This window comes from Bradyrhizobium liaoningense (assembly GCF_018130825.1).
Lineage (GTDB): Bacteria > Pseudomonadota > Alphaproteobacteria > Rhizobiales > Xanthobacteraceae > Bradyrhizobium > Bradyrhizobium liaoningense_B.
On record NZ_JAFCJS010000001.1, the window covers coordinates 240,216 to 259,174 of the forward strand.

An 18,959-nucleotide genomic window follows, 5' to 3' on the forward strand; every position below is an offset into this window, starting at 1 on the left:
CTCTGGGACAGTCTTCTATTAAGGATGATCAGCGAAGGGGCCCAGCTAGCCAGATGGTCGGCTGGGCCTCTTTGTGCGAATCAGCTTCAACTGCCCCGCGGATTAAGCCTTAATGCGCTCCGCACTTGTCAGGCGCGAATTGGGCTATATCTGTCGCTACATCCTACAAGTCCTGCATCACGGGACGTCCATCGGCCTTCCGGCACATCCAGCCCAACTGGCAGCCAAGACTGGCGATGTCCGCCTCTCAAAACCTAGGTGACTCATGCGCGATCCGGTTGAAACCTACATGAACCTCGTGCCCATGGTGGTCGAGCAGACCAACCGTGGCGAGCGCGCCTACGACATTTTCTCGCGCCTCCTGAAGGAGCGCATCATCTTCGTGACCGGTCCGGTCGAGGACGGCATGTCGACGCTGATCGTCGCGCAGCTGTTGTTCCTTGAGGCGGAAAATCCGAAGAAGGAAATCTCGATGTATATCAACTCGCCGGGCGGCGTGGTGACGTCGGGCCTTGCGATCTACGACACCATGCAGTTCATCCGCCCGCCGGTCTCGACGCTCTGCACCGGCCAGGCCGCCTCGATGGGCTCGCTGCTGCTCGCCGCCGGCGAGAAGGACATGCGCTTCTCGCTGCCGAACGCGCGCATCATGGTCCACCAGCCCTCCGGCGGCTTCCAGGGTCAGGCCACCGACATCATGCTGCACGCCCAGGAAATCCTGAACCTGAAGAAGCGGCTCAACGAGATCTACGTGAAGCACACCGGCCAGACCTACAAGACGATCGAGGACGCGTTGGAACGCGATAAGTTCCTGACCGCCAACGACGCCAAGGAGTTCGGCCTGGTCGACAAGGTCATCGACAAGCGCGCCGAGGAGCCGGCGCCGGCGAAGGCCCAGTAGCACTACCGGACCGTAACGGCGATCCCTGGGATCGCCGGGGTCCCATCAGGGTGGCGTTCACGCTAGGTGCGCGTGAGCGCATTGCAAAACGTCGTTTTGCGCCCTGCGACAGGCAGAAAGTTCCGCTTTCGTGCTTGTTATTTCGTGGTAATCCAGCAACGCCGGGGTGATTTCGGTCACTTCGCCCGTGCCAAGACCGGAAATCACGGTATTGTCACGGGTAGCGCGCGACCCCCGATTAGCGAATTCTTGATAGTCGGGTGACAGCATGGTTGGCTACGATTGATCGGCTATGATCGCGGGAGAATCGAGTGACCGTGATTCGCACGGGATGTAGTAACGCGTAGGTCTTTTTTGGTACGGAATTTGCTCTATTTGAACTTCATCCCGGCCATCGTGTCGGAATGGAGCGATCGAGCGGAACGGGATCGAACCGCGGACGGAGACATGAATGAGTAAGGTCGGCACGAGCGACTCCAAGAACACGCTGTATTGCTCGTTCTGCGGCAAGAGCCAGCACGAAGTCCGTAAACTGATCGCGGGTCCCACGGTCTTCATCTGCGACGAGTGCGTCGAGCTCTGCATGGACATCATCCGCGAGGAGAACAAGTCCTCGCTGGTCAAGTCGCGCGACGGGATTCCGACGCCGAAGGAAATCTGCAAGGTGCTGGACGATTACGTGATCGGCCAGAGCCATGCGAAGAAGGTCCTGTCGGTCGCGGTGCACAACCACTACAAGCGCCTCAACCACCAGACCAAGCACAACGACGTCGAGCTCGCGAAGTCGAACATCCTGCTGATCGGTCCGACCGGCTCGGGCAAGACGCTGCTCGCGCAGACGCTCGCCCGCATTCTGGACGTGCCGTTCACGATGGCGGATGCGACCACGCTGACCGAAGCCGGCTATGTCGGCGAGGACGTCGAGAACATCATCCTGAAGCTGCTCCAGGCCGCCGACTACAATGTCGAGCGCGCCCAGCGCGGCATCGTCTACATCGACGAAATCGACAAGATCAGCCGTAAGTCCGACAATCCCTCGATCACGCGCGACGTGTCGGGTGAGGGCGTGCAGCAGGCGCTGCTCAAGATCATGGAAGGCACGGTGGCCTCGGTCCCGCCGCAGGGCGGCCGCAAGCATCCGCAGCAGGAATTCCTGCAGGTGGACACCACCAACATCCTGTTCATCTGCGGCGGCGCCTTCGCCGGCCTCGAGAAGATCATCTCGGCGCGCGGCCGGTCGACCTCGATCGGCTTCGGCGCCCAGGTGCTCGCGCCGGAAGATCGCCGGACCGGCGAGATCTTCCGTCACGTCGAGCCTGAGGACCTCCTGAAGTACGGCCTCATCCCCGAATTCGTCGGCCGTCTGCCGGTCGTGGCGACGCTCGAGGACCTCGACGAAACCTCGCTGAAGAAGATTCTCACCGAGCCGAAGAACGCGCTGGTGAAACAGTACCAGCGGCTGTTCGAGATGGAGAACATCGAGCTGACCTTCGCCGACGAGGCGCTTGGCGCGGTTGCCCGCAAGGCGATCGAGCGCAAGACCGGTGCGCGCGGGCTGCGTTCGATCCTCGAGGCGATCCTGCTCGAGACCATGTTCGACCTGCCGGGCCTGGAAGGTGTGGAAGAAGTCGTGATTTCCCGCGAAGTCGTGGAAGGTACGGCGCGTCCGCTCTACATCTACGCCGACCGGACCGATCGCGCCGTCGAGAATGCCAGCGCCTGATCTGCGGCGCTGGGAACGCTCCAATCGTCTCATCGAGTTGGGCTGCGGACGTGTATCTCCGCAGCCGGTGTTGCGTCGCATATCTGCGTGCGTAAGCGCCTGATGGCGCGCGTATTTCAATGACTTGACACCCCCCGGGTCGATAGCCACCTAATGTCGGCGGCGAGCGAGAATTCTCTTCAAGATTCGCCTCAGTTCCGATCCGGCAAGCCCGGTCCAACCTGGAAATGGTAGACCGGTTTTGTGGATCACCTCGGCACCTTGTGGCGGTTGCGCATGAGCATGGCGGGCTGCGTGCAAGGGGGCAAAGCAAAAGGAAAAGGCCATGACTAATCCAAAACCCCGGCCAACCATCGTCCACGGCGAAGCGCACGCTTATCCCGTGCTGCCGCTGCGCGACATCGTCGTCTTCCCGCACATGATCGTTCCGCTCTTCGTCGGCCGCGAGAAGTCGATCCGCGCGCTTGAAGAGGTGATGAAGAACGACGCGCTGATCATGCTCGCGACGCAGAAGAACGCGTCCGACGACGATCCGGCGCCCGACGCCATTTACGAGACCGGTACGCTCGCCAGCGTGCTCCAGCTCTTGAAGCTTCCCGACGGCACCGTGAAGGTGCTGGTCGAAGGGCTCGAGCGTGCGCGCGTGCAGAAATACACCGATCGCGCCGACTACTACGAAGCCACCGCCGTGGCGCTTGCCGACACCGATGCGAAATCGGTCGAGGCGGAAGCCTTGGCGCGCTCGGTCGTGTCCGACTTCGAGAGCTATGTAAAGCTCAACAAGAAGATCTCGGCCGAGGTCGTCGGCGTCGTGCAGGCGATCACCGATTTCGCCAAGCTCGCCGACACGGTCGCCTCGCATCTCGCGGTCAAGATCGCGGACCGCCAGGGCATCCTGGAGACGCTGTCCGTCACCACGCGCCTGGAGAAGGTGCTGGGCCTGATGGAGAGCGAGATCTCGGTGCTGCAGGTCGAGAAGCGCATCCGCTCGCGCGTCAAGCGCCAGATGGAGAAGACCCAGCGCGAGTACTATCTCAACGAGCAGATGAAGGCGATCCAGAAGGAACTCGGCGACGACGACGGTCGCGACGAGCTCGCCGATCTCGAGGAGAAGATCGCCAAGACCAAGCTCTCCAAGGAAGCGCGCGAGAAGGCGCAGCATGAATTGAAGAAGCTGCGCCAGATGTCGCCGATGTCCGCGGAAGCGACCGTCGTGCGCAACTATCTGGATTGGCTGCTGTCGATTCCGTGGAACAAGAAGTCCAAGGTGAAGAAGGACCTGGAGGCCGCGCAGGCGGTTCTGGATGCCGATCACTACGGGCTGGAGAAGGTCAAGGACCGCATCGTCGAGTATCTCGCGGTGCAGTCGCGCGCCAACAAGCTGACGGGACCGATCCTGTGCCTCGTCGGGCCTCCCGGCGTCGGCAAGACCTCGCTCGGCAAGTCGATCGCGAAGGCCACGGGGCGCGAGTTCGTGCGCGTCTCCCTCGGCGGCGTGCGCGACGAGGCCGAGATCCGCGGTCACCGCCGCACCTATATCGGCTCGATGCCCGGCAAGATCATCCAGTCGATGCGGAAGGCGAAGTCGTCCAATCCGCTGTTCCTGCTGGACGAGATCGACAAGATGGGCGCCGATTTCCGCGGCGATCCGTCCTCGGCGCTGCTCGAGGTCCTCGACCCCGAGCAGAACGGGACCTTCAACGACCACTATCTCGAGGTCGACTACGATCTGTCGAACGTGATGTTCATCACGACCGCGAATACGCTCAATATTCCCGGACCGCTGATGGACCGCATGGAGATCATCCGGATCGCGGGCTACACCGAGAACGAGAAGGTCGAGATCTCGCGCAAGCACCTGATCCCGAACGCGGTGTCCAAGCACGGCCTGGACTCCAAGGAGTTCTCGATCGACGACGACGCGCTGCTGCTTTTGATCCGCCGCTACACCCGCGAAGCGGGCGTGCGCAACCTGGAGCGTGAGCTCTCCACACTCGCCCGCAAGGCGGTGAAGGAGCTGATGATCTCCAAGAAGAAGTCGGTCAAGGTCACCGAGAAGACTCTGGAAGAGCTGCTCGGCGTGCCGAAGTACCGCTTCGGCGAGATCGAGAGCGAGCCGCAGGTCGGCATCGTCACCGGCCTTGCCTGGACCGATGTCGGCGGCGAGCTGCTGACGATCGAAGGCGTCATGATGCCCGGCAAGGGCAAGATGACGGTCACGGGCAATTTGCGCGACGTGATGAAGGAATCGATCTCGGCGGCGGCGTCCTACGTCCGCTCGCGGGCGATCAATTACGGCATCGAGCCGCCGATGTTCGACCGCCGCGACATCCACGTGCACGTGCCGGAAGGCGCGACGCCGAAGGATGGTCCGTCGGCGGGCGTGGCCATGGCCACCGCGATCATCTCGGTGATGACCGGCATCCCGGTCCGCCACGATGTCGCGATGACCGGCGAGATCACGCTGCGCGGCCGCGTGCTGCCGATCGGCGGCCTCAAGGAGAAGCTGCTGGCTGCGGCCCGCGGCGGCATCAAGACGGTGCTGATCCCCGAGGACAACGCCAAGGATCTCACGGAGATTTCCGATGCGATCAAGGGCGGCATGGAGATCATCCCGGTCTCCCGCCTCGACGACGTCGTCGCCAAGGCGCTGGTGAAGAAGCCGGTGCCGATCGTCTGGGAAGAAGACACCAAAGTGACGGTGAAGCCGGATGGCGATGAAGCCGCCGGCGGCCTGACCGCTCACTGACCTCAAGCGAAAGATGATAAAACGGCGCCTTCGGGCGCCGTTTTTGTTTCCTGACGGGAAGAGAGCCATGCAGGTCGACGGGCAATGCCATTGCGGCAAGATCACCTTCGAGGCCGAGATCGACCCCGAGGCGGTCTCGGTGTGCCACTGCACCGACTGCCAGACGCTGACCGGCTCGCCGTTCCGGGTGACTGCGATTTGCACAGGCGCCGACGTCAGGCTGACCGCCGGCACGCCCAAGGTTTACGGCAAGCGTGGCGACAACGGCCGCATGCGCTTCCAGCATTTCTGCGCCGACTGCGGTTCCCCGCTGTTCACCAGCGGGGAGGGCGACCAGGCCGACGATTGGGGCATCCGCTGGGGCAGCATCCGCCAGCGCGACGCCCTGCGGCCTGGCAGGCAGATCTGGTGCCAGTCGGCGGCCGTGTGGATCGACGCCGTGCCGCTGCTGCCGGGACGGCCCGGGGATTGAGGGCTGAGATTGCCGGGCCGAAGTTCGCCGCGAAAGTCCTCCTTCGCCCGTTGGGCTTCGGCGCGGCAGCCTTCGCTCGCTTCGCGCTCATGACCTGCTGCGCTGGCCTGCCGAGCCGTAGCTCGCGAAGCGAGCGAAGGCTGGTGGGCGGTCACGGATTCGAACCGCGGACCCTCTCGGTGTAAACGAGATGCTCTAACCAGCTGAGCTAACCGCCCCACGGCGCCTCTTTAGCGCTCCGGCGGGGGGAGGAGCAAGGGGCGAGCGCGCCGCGAGCTGGCCCCAATTTGCGGCTCGGTCAGGGTTTTCAGACCGGACACGAGCAGCCCTGCGACGAGCCTGCTGCAGGGGGAATCCATTTTCGTAGCGCGAATCGCGTCATCCGACCGAGCAGGCGGCGATCGTGCTCGCCGCCGCTGTGCAGTGCCTCGGCCTGGAGTTCCACGTCAGGCCGTCTTGGTGAACATCGTCAGGACTCCGTCGGCGATGTTGATCGCGACGACTTGTGACGAGCTCAAGCCCTTGGCCTTGAGCACGGAGGCGGCCTGCGGCGTGGCGTCGATGGACTGCCGGAGCGACTGGATGTCTTGGTCGCTTGTATGCGCCACGAGTTCATCGACTTTCGCGCGCACCGCCGGCTGCAATTCCTTGACGTCCACAACCTGTATGCTCCGGATCACCGTGCTGGACTGTGTGGACGGCTGTTCCGTACCGGGTTGCGACGATGCGCCCTGTGCCTGCACCAGAGCAGGTGTTCCGAGGGAGAGAGCTGCAACGATGACGGATGCCGTGAAGTTGCGCATGGTCATGCCTATCCAGTTTGAGGAACGGCGAAACCTATCGACGAAATCTGGTTGGCGTCTGATTCTGATGCGGCGGTTCGGTGAAACCAATGCGGCCGTAATGTGCATAGGTGAGACGCGCTGCGCGGGCTCCGGTGATGTAACTCGCCTTCGCCGCGCTGCGCCCGCGGCGTTCACTTCGACAGCCACGATGCGACCGGGAGCGACGTGCACCGCAGGCACATCCACCTGCGCAACAGGCGGTGGCCCAATGAAATGCACGCGGGGGGCGGCCTTGAGCGAGATCGGCAACGATTAGAGAGGGAGCGGAATGCTGGCACTATGGAAGGTGAAGAACAGCCAACTCTGGGGCCGAACGGGCCGGCACCAAAATTCGACCCGGCTAAACTCCTGAAGCTGCCGAAGAGTTAGGGACACACTTCCCTGTATCCGACCGATCCCGCACCCGATGAGCTCCCACTCTCGACCCGGCATCCCGATTTGACCGGACGACAGCCTGCGTTGCCGCATATAAGCTGCCCGCTTGCCTGAGGCTTGGATGGTTTGGCTTCCGTTTGCTTGCGCTCAGTATCCCGCTTCTTGGCGTCCTCGCGCGTCGCGACCGGCTTCTTGTCCTGCACCTTCTCGCATTCATTGTCGTCACTGACGCGGTAGCCGGCGCGGCAGGTGATTTTCACGCAAGCGTCGCCATCGGCTCTGAAGCCGTGGTCGCAGACCAGCGGGCAGACGCGGCCCGGCCTGGCCTTGATCGCATCCAGCGCATCGAAGGTGGCGAGCTTGGCGTCGAACCTGGTGCCGGCGTACTTGTTGAACAGCGTCAGCGAGCGCTGTGACGCAAGGTTCCAATCGCCGTCTGCCGAGGCGGTCAAACAGCCGACGCGGCGCAGCTCGGACTGCACCAGTTTGGTGGTTTCCTGCGGCGACATGGCCGGAGGGGTCGAGGAAGATGTCACAGCCGCGATCTTCTGCTCGACAGCAGCGGCGGCGGCTTGTTTCTCAGCCGCCTGCTTCGCGGCGAGTTCGGCGGCGGCCTTGTCGCTGGCGAGTTTCTCGGCGAGCGCCTTCTCGGCCAATTGCTTATCAGCCAGGGCCTTCGCGACCGCGGCTTCGGCGTCCTTGCGCCGCTGCTCGGCTGCAGCGGCTTTGGCTTCCTCGATCTGCTTGGCCTTCTCGGCGGCAAGACGCTTGTCCTCGGCCGCCTTGGCCGCGGCGGCCGCCTTGTCCTGCTCGGCCTTGTTGGCGCGCTCGGCGGCAAGGTGGGCCTTCTCCTCTTCCGCCTGGCGAGCCTTGTCTGCCGTGATCGCGCGGGTCTCTTCGGCGGCGATCTTGTTCAGCTGGCCCTTGGCGAGATCGGCATAGAAGCCGCTCGGAAAGCGGTTGAGGAACGCTGTCCATCCGTCGCGCGTCCCGAGCTGAAGCGCCAGTTCGTAGTCGCGCCGGAGCTCGCTGTCGGGGTTGGCCTGGGGGCCGGCCGCGATCGGCTTTGCCGTAACCAGCGGCACGTCATCGCCGCCGAGCGAGCCATAAACATAAGGTTCCTGCTTGTAACCGGTGGTCTTGAGAACGTCGTCGCGGACGAAGCCGAACGCCTTGCGCAGGTCGAGCCCGGGCGTAGGGAGGCGTTCGACCAGCGCTGAGGCAAACGGGCTGTTCCTGGAGTCGCCGTCCGAGGCGGTGGAGCCGGCCTTCGCCGCGAAGGCGATCATGGTGTTCGGGCTGGTTGGCTCGACCTTGGCAAGGCCGCGGCCGATGGCGCGCGCGGCGATGGTCCGCTTCATCGTCTTGGCGAACGGGTTGTCGCGGCAGGCATCGAGGATGACGAGGCGGAGCTGCCTGGCCGGCTCGACCGCGAACAGGGCGCGCTCCAGCGGCAGTGTCTCGTCGAGGACATCGCTGTCCGTTTCGAGGCTGGCATCCGTCGGGATCAGGTAATTGGTGCCGTCGAGCTCGATGCCATGACCGGCATAATAGACGATGGCGACATCGGCCTCGCGCGTCCTGCCGCCGAAGTCACGCAGCGCCCGGCGCATTTCCGCAGCATTGAGGTCGAGCTTGATGTCGACCAGGTCGAACCCGGCTTTCTTCAGCATGCCGCCGACGAGCGAGGCGTCGTTCACGGGATTGGCAAGCCTCGGCGCGCTTTTGTAGGCGGAATTGCCGATCACGAGCGCCACGCGCTTTTCCGCCTGCGCGCCGCCGCAGCTGAAACAGAAGACGGTCAATAAAAGCAGAAAAATCCGAATCGCGCCCATTGCAGTCCCAAATCGCAATGTGACCAGAGTAGTCGCAGAGTGCCACCAAGGCAAAAGCCCCTATGTGACGAACGTCACAGGCGGCGGTCTCATCTATCGCCTGTCGGGCTTGCCTTGCGGGAAGCGCGACGCACCAGCAATCGTCCGGTTCCCGCAGCATCTTGCGCTTGCGGCGTGTCTCCACGTCGGGCATATCGGCCCGAATCGGGACGCGTAGAGCGGCTGCCCACCAAGCATCATCTGGATTCGACGCCGGCCACATGCCGACCAAGCTGCCCTACCGACCGGAGATCGATGGCTTGCGAGCCATTGCGGTCCTGCCTGTGATCCTCTTTCACGCGGGGATACCCGGGTTCTCGGGAGGCTTCGTTGGGGTCGACGTCTTCTTCGTGATCAGCGGCTATCTGATCACCTCGATCATCCTCGATGAGCATGAAAACGGAGGCTTCAGTTTCGTCGGATTCTACGAGCGGCGCGCCCGGCGCATTTTGCCGCCGCTCTTCTTCGTGTGTCTCGTTTGCGTTCCGGTCGCCGTCTGGTGCCTCGGTCCGCGCGATCTGGCGGACTTCTCGAAGAGTCTGCTGTCGGTATGCGCCTTCGTTTCGAATTTCTTCTTCTGGGCGCAAAGCGGATATTTCGATACCGCGAGCGAGCTCAAGCCGCTGCTTCACACCTGGAGCCTGGCGGTCGAAGAACAGTTCTATCTCTTGTTTCCGATTTTGCTGTTCTGGTTGCTGAGGCTAGGTCGGACCAGGGCCACGGCCTGCTTCGTCGTCATCGCAGCAGCGAGCTTTGCCTATGCGGAGTGGGGCTCGCATCACGCGGAGGCGGCAGCGTTTTATCTGCTCCCTGCACGGTTCTGGGAGCTCCTGCTCGGTGCGCTCCTGCCGCTCTCGGGCATTGCGGTGCAAAGCCGGATTGCCCGTTCATACGCTGACGCACTCGCCGTGCTGGGCCTCGCGATGATTGCCTTGCCCGTGTTCGTCTATCGCAACGTTCCGTATCCAGGAGTTTACGCGCTCGCGCCGACTTTGGGGACCGCGCTGGCGATCCTGTTCCTGCGGCCGGACACGGTGTCGGGCCGCATCATTGGATCGCGAGTCCCCCGGGCCATCGGCCTCGTCAGCTACAGCGCTTATCTGTGGCATCAGCCGCTGTTTGCTTTCGCAAGACTGACCCGATTCTATGAGACCAACATCCCGGTGTTTGCGGGCTTGTCAGTTCTTTCGATGGTTCTGGCATATCTGACCTATCTGCTGGTCGAACGGCCGGCTCGCGATCGCAAACGGTTCGGCCGGCGCGCGGTATTTGCGTCGTGCGGCGTCGCCATGGCGATTTTTGTCGGTCTCGGCTCGGTGGGCGTCTTCACCAATGGCCTCGAGAGCAGCCACTACACCAGGTATGATATGGCGACCCGCCGCGCCTACGAACTGATCAAGCGCTACGCCTTGCGCGATCTGAAGGGCAGTTTGATCGACGATGGTGACTGCCTGTTCTGGTCTCCCAGTCCGGACAGCAAGTTCGAGATGCGGTTCAAGGCTTGCGCCGCAAAATATGGACCGGCGGTCATGGTCGTCGGAGATTCCCACGGCATGAACGTCTATAATGGTCTTGCCAAAGCCAGGCCGGGCCCGTTCGTCGTCGGTCTCGTCAACGAAGGTTGCCGGGCCTGGAATGACAGCGAGCTCTGTCCGTATGCGGGATTGAAGGGCTTCCTCGAACGCAATGGTTCTTCTGTGCGCGGAATCGTCTTCAACGTATCAGGCGCGCATCTTCTCACCGATCCCGCGGGCAATGTGGAAAACCACCATCTGTTCGAATGGGAGACCGGATATCTGATCAACTACGAGAAGATCGGCTTCACGCTGAGGCTTCTGAGGACGTTTGCCCCACTCGCGAAGATCACTTGGCTCGGCCCGTTTGTCGAAGCGCGGGTTAATTTCAGGGACCTGCCCCAACTCGCCAGCGATGGATTCTTGATGAACCCGGTCGCGCTTCATCATTTCAAGGAATTGGACGAGGAGATTGCGAAGGAGGTCGCTGACGGGCCGCAGACAATTCAATACTTGTCCTTCTACGACGTCCTCAAGGTCGATAAGTATTTGCTGTTTACCGATGACTGTCTGACATTCAGCGATCCAGATCATCTCAGTGCGTGCGGTGAAGCGTTGCTCGGCAAGAAGCTCGAAGCGCATTTGCCCTGGCTGAACTCCGCTATGTGACCAGCGTCTCAGGCGCTCCGGCGAAAGGTGCGCCCGTCATCCCGACGTGATATCGCCGCTGTGCTGCCGCAGCATGCGGTCGGACCGCAGCGGCAGGCATCGCGCGAATGGGAATGACCGAGGGACACCATGGAACAGCCAAGCGGACACGAGCAAAACGCCGACCAGATCGCCTATTGGAACGGGCCGAGCGGACAGCGCTGGGCTGACCGCCATGCCGTGCAGGAGAAGCTGCTCGGGCCGATCGCCGATGTGCTGATCGACCGCGCCGGACCAAGACCGGGCGAGCGCGTGATCGACGTCGGTTGCGGCTCGGGTGCAACGACGGTCGCGTTCGCGAAGGCTGTCGCGCCGGACGGCTTCGCGCTCGGCCTCGATGTTTCCGAGCCGATGCTGTCGCAGGCGCGGGCGCTGGCGCCAAAGGACCTGCCGCTCGATTTCGTGCTGGCGGACGCGACGGTGCATCCGTTCGCGCCGGCGAGCTTTGATCTCTTGGCCTCGCGCTTCGGCGTCATGTTCTTTGCCGATCCGATCGCGTCCTTTGCCAATCTCCGCCGTGCATTGAAGCCCACCGGGCGACTCGCCTTCGTCTGCTGGCGCGAGCCGAAGGAAAATCCGTGGATGATGGCGCCGCTGATGGCGGTCTACAAGCACGTGCCGAAGATGCCGCCGGTCGGGCCTGAGGAGCCGGGCCCGTTCGCCTTTGCTTCAGAGGAGCGCGTGATGCGCATCCTGAAGGGCGCCGGCTTCGCGGATGTGGCAATGGAGCCGCACAATCTGGCGATGGATATCGCGATCGGCGGCGGCCTCGATGCCGCCGTCGACGGCTCGCTCCAGATCGGCCCGGCCAGCCGTGCGCTGCAGGGCCATCCGCCGGAAACCTATGAGGCCGCGAAAGCCTCGATCCGCGAGGCGCTCGCGCCGTTTTTGAAAGAGCAAAGCGTGGCGCTGCAGGGCGCGATCTGGATCGTGACGGCGAAGGCGGCTTAGCGGTAGCTATCACGCCATGTTTGTCATTGAAGACGAGTTGCACGCCGAATGGCAGGGCGAGTTTTGGTCGCGGCAGGAGGCAATCGCGGAGCTGCAGCGAAGAGCTTTGATTCCCTGGAACGAAAAACCGAACGCAGCGCCGTGCACCAGCTGGGTTACTTGCGGCCGCAGACATGAGTTGGTCGAGTTCGATGACGGCACGCTGCCGTGGAGGGAGCTGTCGCGCACTTTGATGCTCGAGATTTCTGCTGCCGGCGTCCAGTGGTTCGCCGAGGGGCCCGGCTAGGCCAGCGCTCGCGCTTCGCTGCGCTCGCAATGACGATGTGGATGGGCCTGTGGCTCCCTCACACCACGTCATCCGGTGCCAGCGCGCAGCCATTGTCGGGATGCGTCTCGACCTGAAGCGTGGTGTGGCCGATGCGGAAGGATGCCTTCAGCAGCTGCGCGGTCTCCATCAGGAAGGCGTCGCCGGCCCCGTCGGGCATGACGAGATGGCAGGTCAGCGCCGTCTCGGTGGTCGAGATCGGCCAGACATGGAGATCGTGGATCGCGGACACGCCGGGGCGCGCGAGCATGAATGCCCTGATCGCAGCGAGGTCGGTGCCCTTGGGCGCGGCCGCCATCGACATGTCGATCGAGCCGCGCAAGAGGCTGGTCGTGCTCCAGAGGATGGTGGCGCAGATCACGAGGCTGGTGACGGGATCGAGCCAGAGCCAGCCGGTCCAGATGATCAGCGCGGCCGAGACGACGACGCCGAGCGAGACGGCGGCATCCGCCGCCATGTGCAGATACGCGCCTTCGATGTTGATGTCGTCCTTGCGTCCGCGCGCGAACAGCATGGCGGTGAAACCGTTGATGAGGATGCCGATGCCGGCAACCACCATCACGGTCACGCCCGCGATCGGCTCCGGCTGGCGCAGGCGCAAGATCGCTTCCCAGCCGATGGCGCCGGTCGCAACCAGCAGCAACACCGCGTTCGCCAGCGCCGCCAGGATGGTGGAGGCGCGCAAGCCGTAGGTGAAGCGGCCGCTCGGCGCGCGCTTTGCCGCGATCGATGCGCCCCAGGCCACGACCAGGCCCAGCACGTCGGACAGATTATGGCCGGCATCCGCGAGTAGCGCAGTGGAGTTGCCGATATAGCCATAGACCACCTCGGCCACGACCAGCGCGGTGTTGAGGGTAATGCCGATCGCGAAGGCTCTGCCGAAATTGGCGGGCGCGTGGACGTGCCCGTGGCCAACCCCATGAGCGTGCCCGTGGTCGTGACCATGGCCATGATCATGCGCATGGCCGGCATGGTCATGATGGTGATGGCCGTGATGGTCGTGGCTGCCCAAATCTAGCGCTCCCCGGAAGCCGCCAAATCAGGGGCCATTCTAGGCGTTTCGTGCGCCCCGTCACGCCGGAACAGCACGTAGAGCGCCGGTAGCACCAAGAGCGTCAGCACCGTCGAGGAGATGATGCCGCCGATCACCACGGTTGCGAGTGGCCGCTGCACCTCGGCGCCGGCGCCGGTGGCGAGTGCCATCGGCACGAAGCCGAGCGAGGCGACGAGGGCCGTCATCAGCACCGGGCGCAGGCGCGTCAGCGCGCCCTCGCGCACCGCCTCCGCAATGGGCCGTCCCTCGCTGCGCAGCCGCTCGATGAAGGCGATGATGACGAGGCCGTTGAGCACGGCGACGCCCGACAGCGCGATGAAGCCGACGCCGGCGCTGATCGACAACGGAATCCCGCGCAGCAGCAGCGCCGCGACGCCGCCGGTCAGCGCCAGCGGCACGCCGGAGAATACCAGCGCCGCATCCGCCGCCGATCCCATGCCCATGAACAGCAGCAGGAACACCAGCAGCAGCGCCACCGGCACCACGATGGTCAGCCGCTTGGTGGCGGAGACCAGCTGCTCGAACTGCCCGCCCCAGCCGATCCAGTAGCCGGGTGGCAGCTTGACCTTCTCGGCGACGGCGGCCTGCGTCTCGGCGACGAAGGAGCGCAGGTCGCGCCCGCGAACGTTGGCCATCACCACGACGCGGCGCTTGCCGTTCTCGCGGCTGATCTGGTTGGGGCCCGGTGCGATCTCGATCGCCGCAACGGACGAGAGCGGCACGTAGCGCGGTGTCGTCGCCGAGGCGCCCGGCCAGGCGATCTTCGTGACGGAAACGACGTCCTCGCCCGGCGGCAGCGGGATCGGCAGCGACTTGATCGTGTCAGGGTTGGCACGCAGGCTTTCCGGCAGCCGCACCACGATGTCGAAGCGGCGATCGCCCTCGAACAGCTTGCCGACCGGCTTGCCGCCGATCGCGATCTCGACGAGGTTTTGCACCTCGCTGAGGCTGAGGCCGTAGCGCGACAGCGCCTGGCGGTCGAGCTTGACGGTGAGGATCGGCAGGCCCGCGATCTGTTCGGTCTTGACGTCGGCGGCGCCCTCGATGCCGCGCACCACGCCGTTGACCTGCTGGGCGATGCCGGCGAGCACGTCGAGATCGTCGCCGAAGATCTTGACACCGACGTCGCTGCGGATGCCCGCGATGAGCTCGTTGAAGCGCATCTGGATCGGCTGGGTCATGCCATAGGCCGTGCCGGGCAGGGTGTTGGCGGCCCGTTCGATCTCCTCGATCACCTCGTTCTTCGGCTTGGCAGGATCGGGCCATTCCTCGCGCGGCTTCAGTGTGACATAGGTGTCGGCGACGTTCGGCGGCATCGGGTCGTTGGCGATCTCGGCGGTGCCGATCCTGGAGAAGATGGTCGCGACCTCCGGCACCTGCTTCACCGCTTTCTCCAGCCGCAGCTGCATGTCGACGCTCTGGGTCAGGCTGGTGCCGGGAATCCGGATGGTCTCGATGGTGATGTCGCCTTCGTCGAGGCTGGGAATGAACTCGCCACCCATGCGCGTTGCGGCGAAGATGCTGCCGGCGACGATCAGCACGGCGCCGAACGCGACGCTGCCGCGATAGCGGATGGCGCGGTCGAGCAGCGGCACATAGAACCGCTTGGCCGCCCGCATGAACACGTTCTCCGTCTCCGAGACCTTGCCGGTGACGAAGATGGCAACCGCGGCCGGGACGAAGGTGACCGACAGCAGCGCCGCGCCGGCGAGCGCCATCAGCACCGTCAGCGCCATCGGCGTGAACATCTTGCCTTCGGTCCCGGTCAGGGTGAGGACCGGAAGATAGACGACGGCGATGATCAGCGTGCCGAACAGGCTCGGCTTGATCACCTCGCTCGCACCGGCGCGGATGGTCTGCAGGCGTTCATCCAGCGTCAGCAGCCGGCCGCGCCGGTGCTGTTCGGCGGCGAGCAGCCGCAGGCAGTTCTCGACGATGATGACCGCGCCATCGACGATGATGCCGAAATCGATCGCGCCCAGACTCATCAGATTGGCACTGACCTTGCTCTCGACCATGCCCGTGATCGTGAACAGCATGGAGAGCGGGATGACGAAGGCTGTGATCAGCGCGGCGCGGAAGTTGCCGAGGATCAGGAACAGCACGGCGATCACCAATGCCGCACCCTCAATGAGGTTCTTCTCGACCGTCTGGATGGTCGCTTCCACCAGATGCGTACGGTCGTAGACGGCGCGCGCGATCACGCCGTCGGGGAGAGATTTGGCGATCTCGGCGAGCCTCGCCTTGACGCGCTGGGCCACGGTGCGGCTGTTCTCGCCGATCAGCAGCATGGCGGTGCCGAGCACGGTCTCGTTGCCGTTCGTCGTCGCAGCGCCACTGCGCAGGTCCTGGCCTTCCTGGACGTCGGCAACGTCGCGGATGCGCACCGGCACGCCGCCGCGCGAGCCGATCACGATGTCCCTGATGTCCTCGATATTGGCGACCTGGCCGGGCGCGCGTACCAGATATTGCTCGCCGTTGCGCTCGATATAGCCGGCGCCGACATTGGCATTGTTGGCGGCCAGCGCCGTCATGATGTCGCGGAATCCGAGCTTGTAGGCCATCAGCCGGCCCGGGATCGGCAGCACGTGGAATTGTCGCTCATAGCCGCCGATCGAGTTGACCTCGACCACGCCGGGAATGGTGCGCAGCTGCGGCTTGATGATCCAGTCCTGGATGGTTCGCAGCTCCGTCGGCGTGAACTCGTTGCCGGTTGATGATTTCGCGCCGGCCTTGGCTTCGACCGAGTAGACGTAGATCTCGCCGAGCCCGGTCGAGATCGGCCCCATCGCGACCTCGGTGCCTGCAGGCAGCTGCTCCTTCGCCTGCTGGATGCGCTCGTTGACGAGCTGCCGCGCGAAATAGATGTCGGTGCCGTCCTGGAATACGACCGTGACCTGGCTCAGGCCGTAACGCGAGAGCGAGCGGGTGTAGTCGAGCCTGGGCAGGCCGCCCATCGCGGTCTCGAGCGGGAAGGTGATGCGCTGCTCGGCTTCGAGCGGCGACAGGCCCGGCGCGCGCGTGTTGATCTGGACCTGGACGTTGGTGACGTCAGGCACCGCGTCGATCGGCAGGCGCGTGAAATTCCAGACGCCAAAGGCGCCGGCCGCGAGCGCAAGCAGGACCACCAGCCAGCGCTGGCGGACGGAAAAGGCGATGAGGGCGTCAATCATGGTCGGCGTCTCCCTTGCCCATCTCCGCCTTGACCACAAAACTGTTCTCGGCGACGTAGTGCTCGCCGGTCGAAAGGCCGGCGCGGATCTCGACGAATTTCGGGTCGGAATCGCCAAGCTCCACGGGGCGCGCCTCGATCTTGTCGCCATCCTCGCGGACGAACACGATGGTCCTGTTCTCCAGCGTCTGGATCGCGCTTCGCCGCACGGCAACCGCGACATTGCGCGCGGCGAGGATCAGCCGCGCCGTGACGAACAGGCCGGGGCGCAGGCGGCCGTCGGGATTGGGCAGCACCACGCGCGCGAGCGCGGTCTGGGTCTCGCTCGAGCCGATCGGCGCCATGTACGAGATCGTGCCCTTGATCTCGCCGCGGCCGTCGTCGGGATCGACCAGCACCTCGTCGTTGAGACGGACGCGCTTCAAATCCTGCCGGTAGATCGACAGATCGACCCAGATGGTCGAGAGGTCGGCGACGACGAAAGCCGGCTTCTGCTCGGAGGCGTATTCGCCGAGCGAGATCTGCCGCTCGATGATGGTGCCGGCGAGTGGCGCCTTCAGCTCGTAGACCGTGAGGCTCTGGTTGCTCTCGATCGCGGCGAGCAGGTCATCCTTGGCGACCTTGTCGCCGATGCGCTTCTGGATCGATTTTGCAATGCCGGGAAAGCGGGGCGTGACCTGAACGACCGCCTCCTGGTTGGCGCGCAGGATACCGTTGAACGACAGCGTGTCGGTCAGCGTCGCGCTCGCGGCTTCCGCCAGGGTCACGCCGGCGGCGGCCAGCTTGACATCCGAGATGCGGATGCGGTCGGCGCCGTGCTCGTCCTGCTCGACATGGTCGTTCGGTTTCTTCGGTTCGGAATGCTCGGCATGTTCCGTCGAGGCGACCTTGGCCGGCACGAGCAGGGAATAGCCGTAGGCGCCGAGGGCGGCGGCAATGACGGCCACCACGATGGTGGACGATGTCTTCATCGCGCGCTCTCCCGGGCCAGCGCAAAGGGATTGCCGACGAGGCCTTCGATGGTCGCAACGCCGGCGTGGAAATTCTGCTGCGCTTCCTGCTCGCGCAGCCGCGCTTGGGTGACGCTCGCCTGGGCGTCGAGCACTTCGAGCAGGGTGAAGCGGCCCTGGCCGTAGCCTTGCGAGATCGCCTCGGCCGCTTCGACGGCCTTGGGAATCGCAGTCTCGCGCAGCACGGCGAGCTCGCGCAGCGAGCCCTGCAGCGAGTCATAGGCACGGCCGGCAATCACGATCAGCGTGTTGCGGTTGGCCTCGCGCTCGGCTTTGGTCTTGGCGAGGCTTTCCTGCGCGGAGAGGATATTGCCCTGGTTCTGGTCGAACACGGGGATCGGCACCGAGACGGTGAGGCGTACCGCGTCGTCATTGCTTTCGTTGAAGTGACGCCAGCCGGCGGCGATCCGCACGTCGGGATAGGGCTTGAGCCGGGCGATCAGCAGCTCGGCATTGCGCTGGGCATAGACGGCCGTCCAGCGCACCAGTTGCGGATTGGCGTCGATGGCCGCAACCACCGACTGGAACGTTGGCGGGCGCCCCGTGGTGTCGAGCCGGCCGGAGACCTCGCCGAATTTCGCCGAGGGATCGCCCATCAGCACCGCAAGCTCGCGCCGGGCGCTCGCCAGCGTCGCCTTGAGGCGCTCGCGGTCGGCCTTCACCAGGGCGGAGGCGACCTCGGCGCGGCCGGTCTCGGCCGGAGAGGAGGCGCCGGCCTCGACGCGGCGGCGCAGCAGCGGCGTCAGGCGGTCGATCGCGTCGATCTGCTCGTCGAGGATCTGGATGCGCCGCTGCGCGCCGAGCACGCTGAGGAAGGCGATCGCGGTCTCCGACAGCACCTCCAGCCTGACCGCCTTGCGCTGGATCGCGGCGACCTCGATGCCGGCCTGTCCGGCGGCGATCCTGGCGTCGCGCTTGCCGAACAGCTCGAAGGCCTGGCTGATCTGGAGCGTCGTCTCGGCCGATCTGGTGCCGCGATAGATGCCGGAGCCGAACGAATTGTCCTGCTCGTACGACAGCTCCGGATTGAGCAGCGCGCCCGCCTGGATGCGCTGACCTGTGGCGATGCCGACATCGCGCTCCGCCGCCGTCAGGCGCGGGCTCGCGGCCAGCGCGCGCGAGAGTGCTGCGCGCATGGTCAGCGTCTGGGCGTGCGAGGTCAGCGCCAGGGGCGGGCTGATGAGAATAGCCAGCGCGCACGCGATGCGCGCGGCCGTTCGTCTGCGAAGCATGAAAAAGACCCGTGAAGGAGAACCGATGGGCGCGCGCGCAGCGCCCGGCTGATC

At 64.5% G+C, this 18,959-nt stretch carries 13 protein-coding genes and 1 tRNA gene; 7 read left to right on the forward strand and 7 right to left on the reverse strand.

Annotated features, from left to right (window positions below):
- Positions 1-265: 265 nt before the first annotated feature.
- The 4 genes from JQ603_RS01220 (at position 266) to JQ603_RS01235 (ending at position 5,845) form a co-directional block, all read left to right on the forward strand.
- The gene (locus tag JQ603_RS01220; protein ID WP_212335958.1) at positions 266-901 is read left to right on the forward strand and encodes an ATP-dependent Clp protease proteolytic subunit; all 636 of its coding nucleotides are present in this window, start codon (positions 266-268) and stop codon (positions 899-901) included.
- Positions 902-1,352: 451 nt separating this feature from the next.
- Positions 1,353-2,624 (forward strand): ATP-dependent Clp protease ATP-binding subunit ClpX, encoded by a 1,272-nt coding sequence (clpX, locus tag JQ603_RS01225; protein ID WP_211402163.1) that lies wholly within the window; start codon positions 1,353-1,355, stop codon positions 2,622-2,624.
- Positions 2,625-2,949: 325 nt separating this feature from the next.
- Positions 2,950-5,373 carry an endopeptidase La gene (gene lon / locus JQ603_RS01230; protein ID WP_212335959.1) on the forward strand — a complete coding sequence of 808 codons (2,424 nt, stop codon included), beginning with the start codon at positions 2,950-2,952 and terminating at the stop codon, positions 5,371-5,373.
- A 67-nt stretch (positions 5,374-5,440) separates the two neighbouring features.
- A complete protein-coding gene (locus JQ603_RS01235) occupies positions 5,441-5,845 on the forward strand; it encodes a GFA family protein (protein WP_212335960.1) in 405 nt (134 codons plus the stop codon).
- A gap of 141 nt (positions 5,846-5,986) precedes the next feature.
- Here the strand turns inward: JQ603_RS01235 and JQ603_RS01240 are convergent.
- The 3 genes from JQ603_RS01240 to JQ603_RS01250 all read right to left on the reverse strand — a co-directional run bounded on the left by JQ603_RS01240 (position 5,987) and on the right by JQ603_RS01250 (position 8,900).
- Positions 5,987-6,063 (reverse strand) — tRNA-Val (locus JQ603_RS01240).
- Between the two features lie 228 nt (positions 6,064-6,291).
- Positions 6,292-6,654, reverse strand: a complete 363-nt coding sequence (locus JQ603_RS01245) for a hypothetical protein (protein WP_212335961.1) — start codon at positions 6,652-6,654, stop codon at positions 6,292-6,294.
- A 401-nt stretch (positions 6,655-7,055) separates the two neighbouring features.
- Positions 7,056-8,900: a caspase family protein gene (locus JQ603_RS01250; RefSeq protein WP_212335962.1), complete on the reverse strand. Its 1,845-nt coding sequence runs from the start codon at positions 8,898-8,900 to the stop codon at positions 7,056-7,058.
- 260 nt (positions 8,901-9,160) lie between these two features.
- Between JQ603_RS01250 and JQ603_RS01255 the strand changes: the two genes are divergently transcribed.
- From JQ603_RS01255 to JQ603_RS01265, 3 genes are all read left to right on the forward strand, one after another.
- Positions 9,161-11,122: an acyltransferase family protein gene (locus tag JQ603_RS01255; protein ID WP_212335963.1), complete on the forward strand. Its 1,962-nt coding sequence runs from the start codon at positions 9,161-9,163 to the stop codon at positions 11,120-11,122.
- Between the two features lie 129 nt (positions 11,123-11,251).
- Entirely contained in the window at positions 11,252-12,112 is an 861-nt protein-coding gene (locus JQ603_RS01260; RefSeq protein ID WP_212335964.1) for a class I SAM-dependent methyltransferase, read from the forward strand.
- 16 nt (positions 12,113-12,128) lie between these two features.
- Entirely contained in the window at positions 12,129-12,398 is a 270-nt protein-coding gene (locus JQ603_RS01265) for a hypothetical protein (protein WP_212335965.1), read from the forward strand.
- A 58-nt stretch (positions 12,399-12,456) separates the two neighbouring features.
- Here JQ603_RS01265 and JQ603_RS01270 read toward each other — a convergent pair whose 3' ends face one another.
- Genes JQ603_RS01270 through ihpA form a run of 4 tightly spaced genes read right to left on the reverse strand, consistent with a single transcriptional unit; the run spans position 12,457 to position 18,905 of the window.
- Positions 12,457-13,449, reverse strand: a complete 993-nt coding sequence (locus JQ603_RS01270) for a cation diffusion facilitator family transporter (RefSeq protein ID WP_212335966.1) — start codon at positions 13,447-13,449, stop codon at positions 12,457-12,459.
- 2 nt (positions 13,450-13,451) lie between these two features.
- Complete coding sequence (ihpC, locus tag JQ603_RS01275; RefSeq protein ID WP_212335967.1) at positions 13,452-16,664, reverse strand: divalent metal ion exporter subunit IhpC; 3,213 nt, start codon at positions 16,662-16,664, stop codon at positions 13,452-13,454.
- Complete coding sequence (gene ihpB / locus JQ603_RS01280; protein WP_212335968.1) at positions 16,657-17,634, reverse strand: divalent metal ion exporter adaptor subunit IhpB; 978 nt, start codon at positions 17,632-17,634, stop codon at positions 16,657-16,659. The genes ihpC and ihpB overlap by 8 nt, the downstream gene beginning before the upstream one ends.
- On the reverse strand, positions 17,631-18,905 hold the full coding sequence (ihpA, locus tag JQ603_RS01285; protein WP_212335969.1) for a divalent metal ion exporter subunit IhpA: 1,275 nt from the start codon (positions 18,903-18,905) through the stop codon (positions 17,631-17,633). The genes ihpB and ihpA overlap by 4 nt, the downstream gene beginning before the upstream one ends.
- Positions 18,906-18,959: the final 54 nt, after the last annotated feature.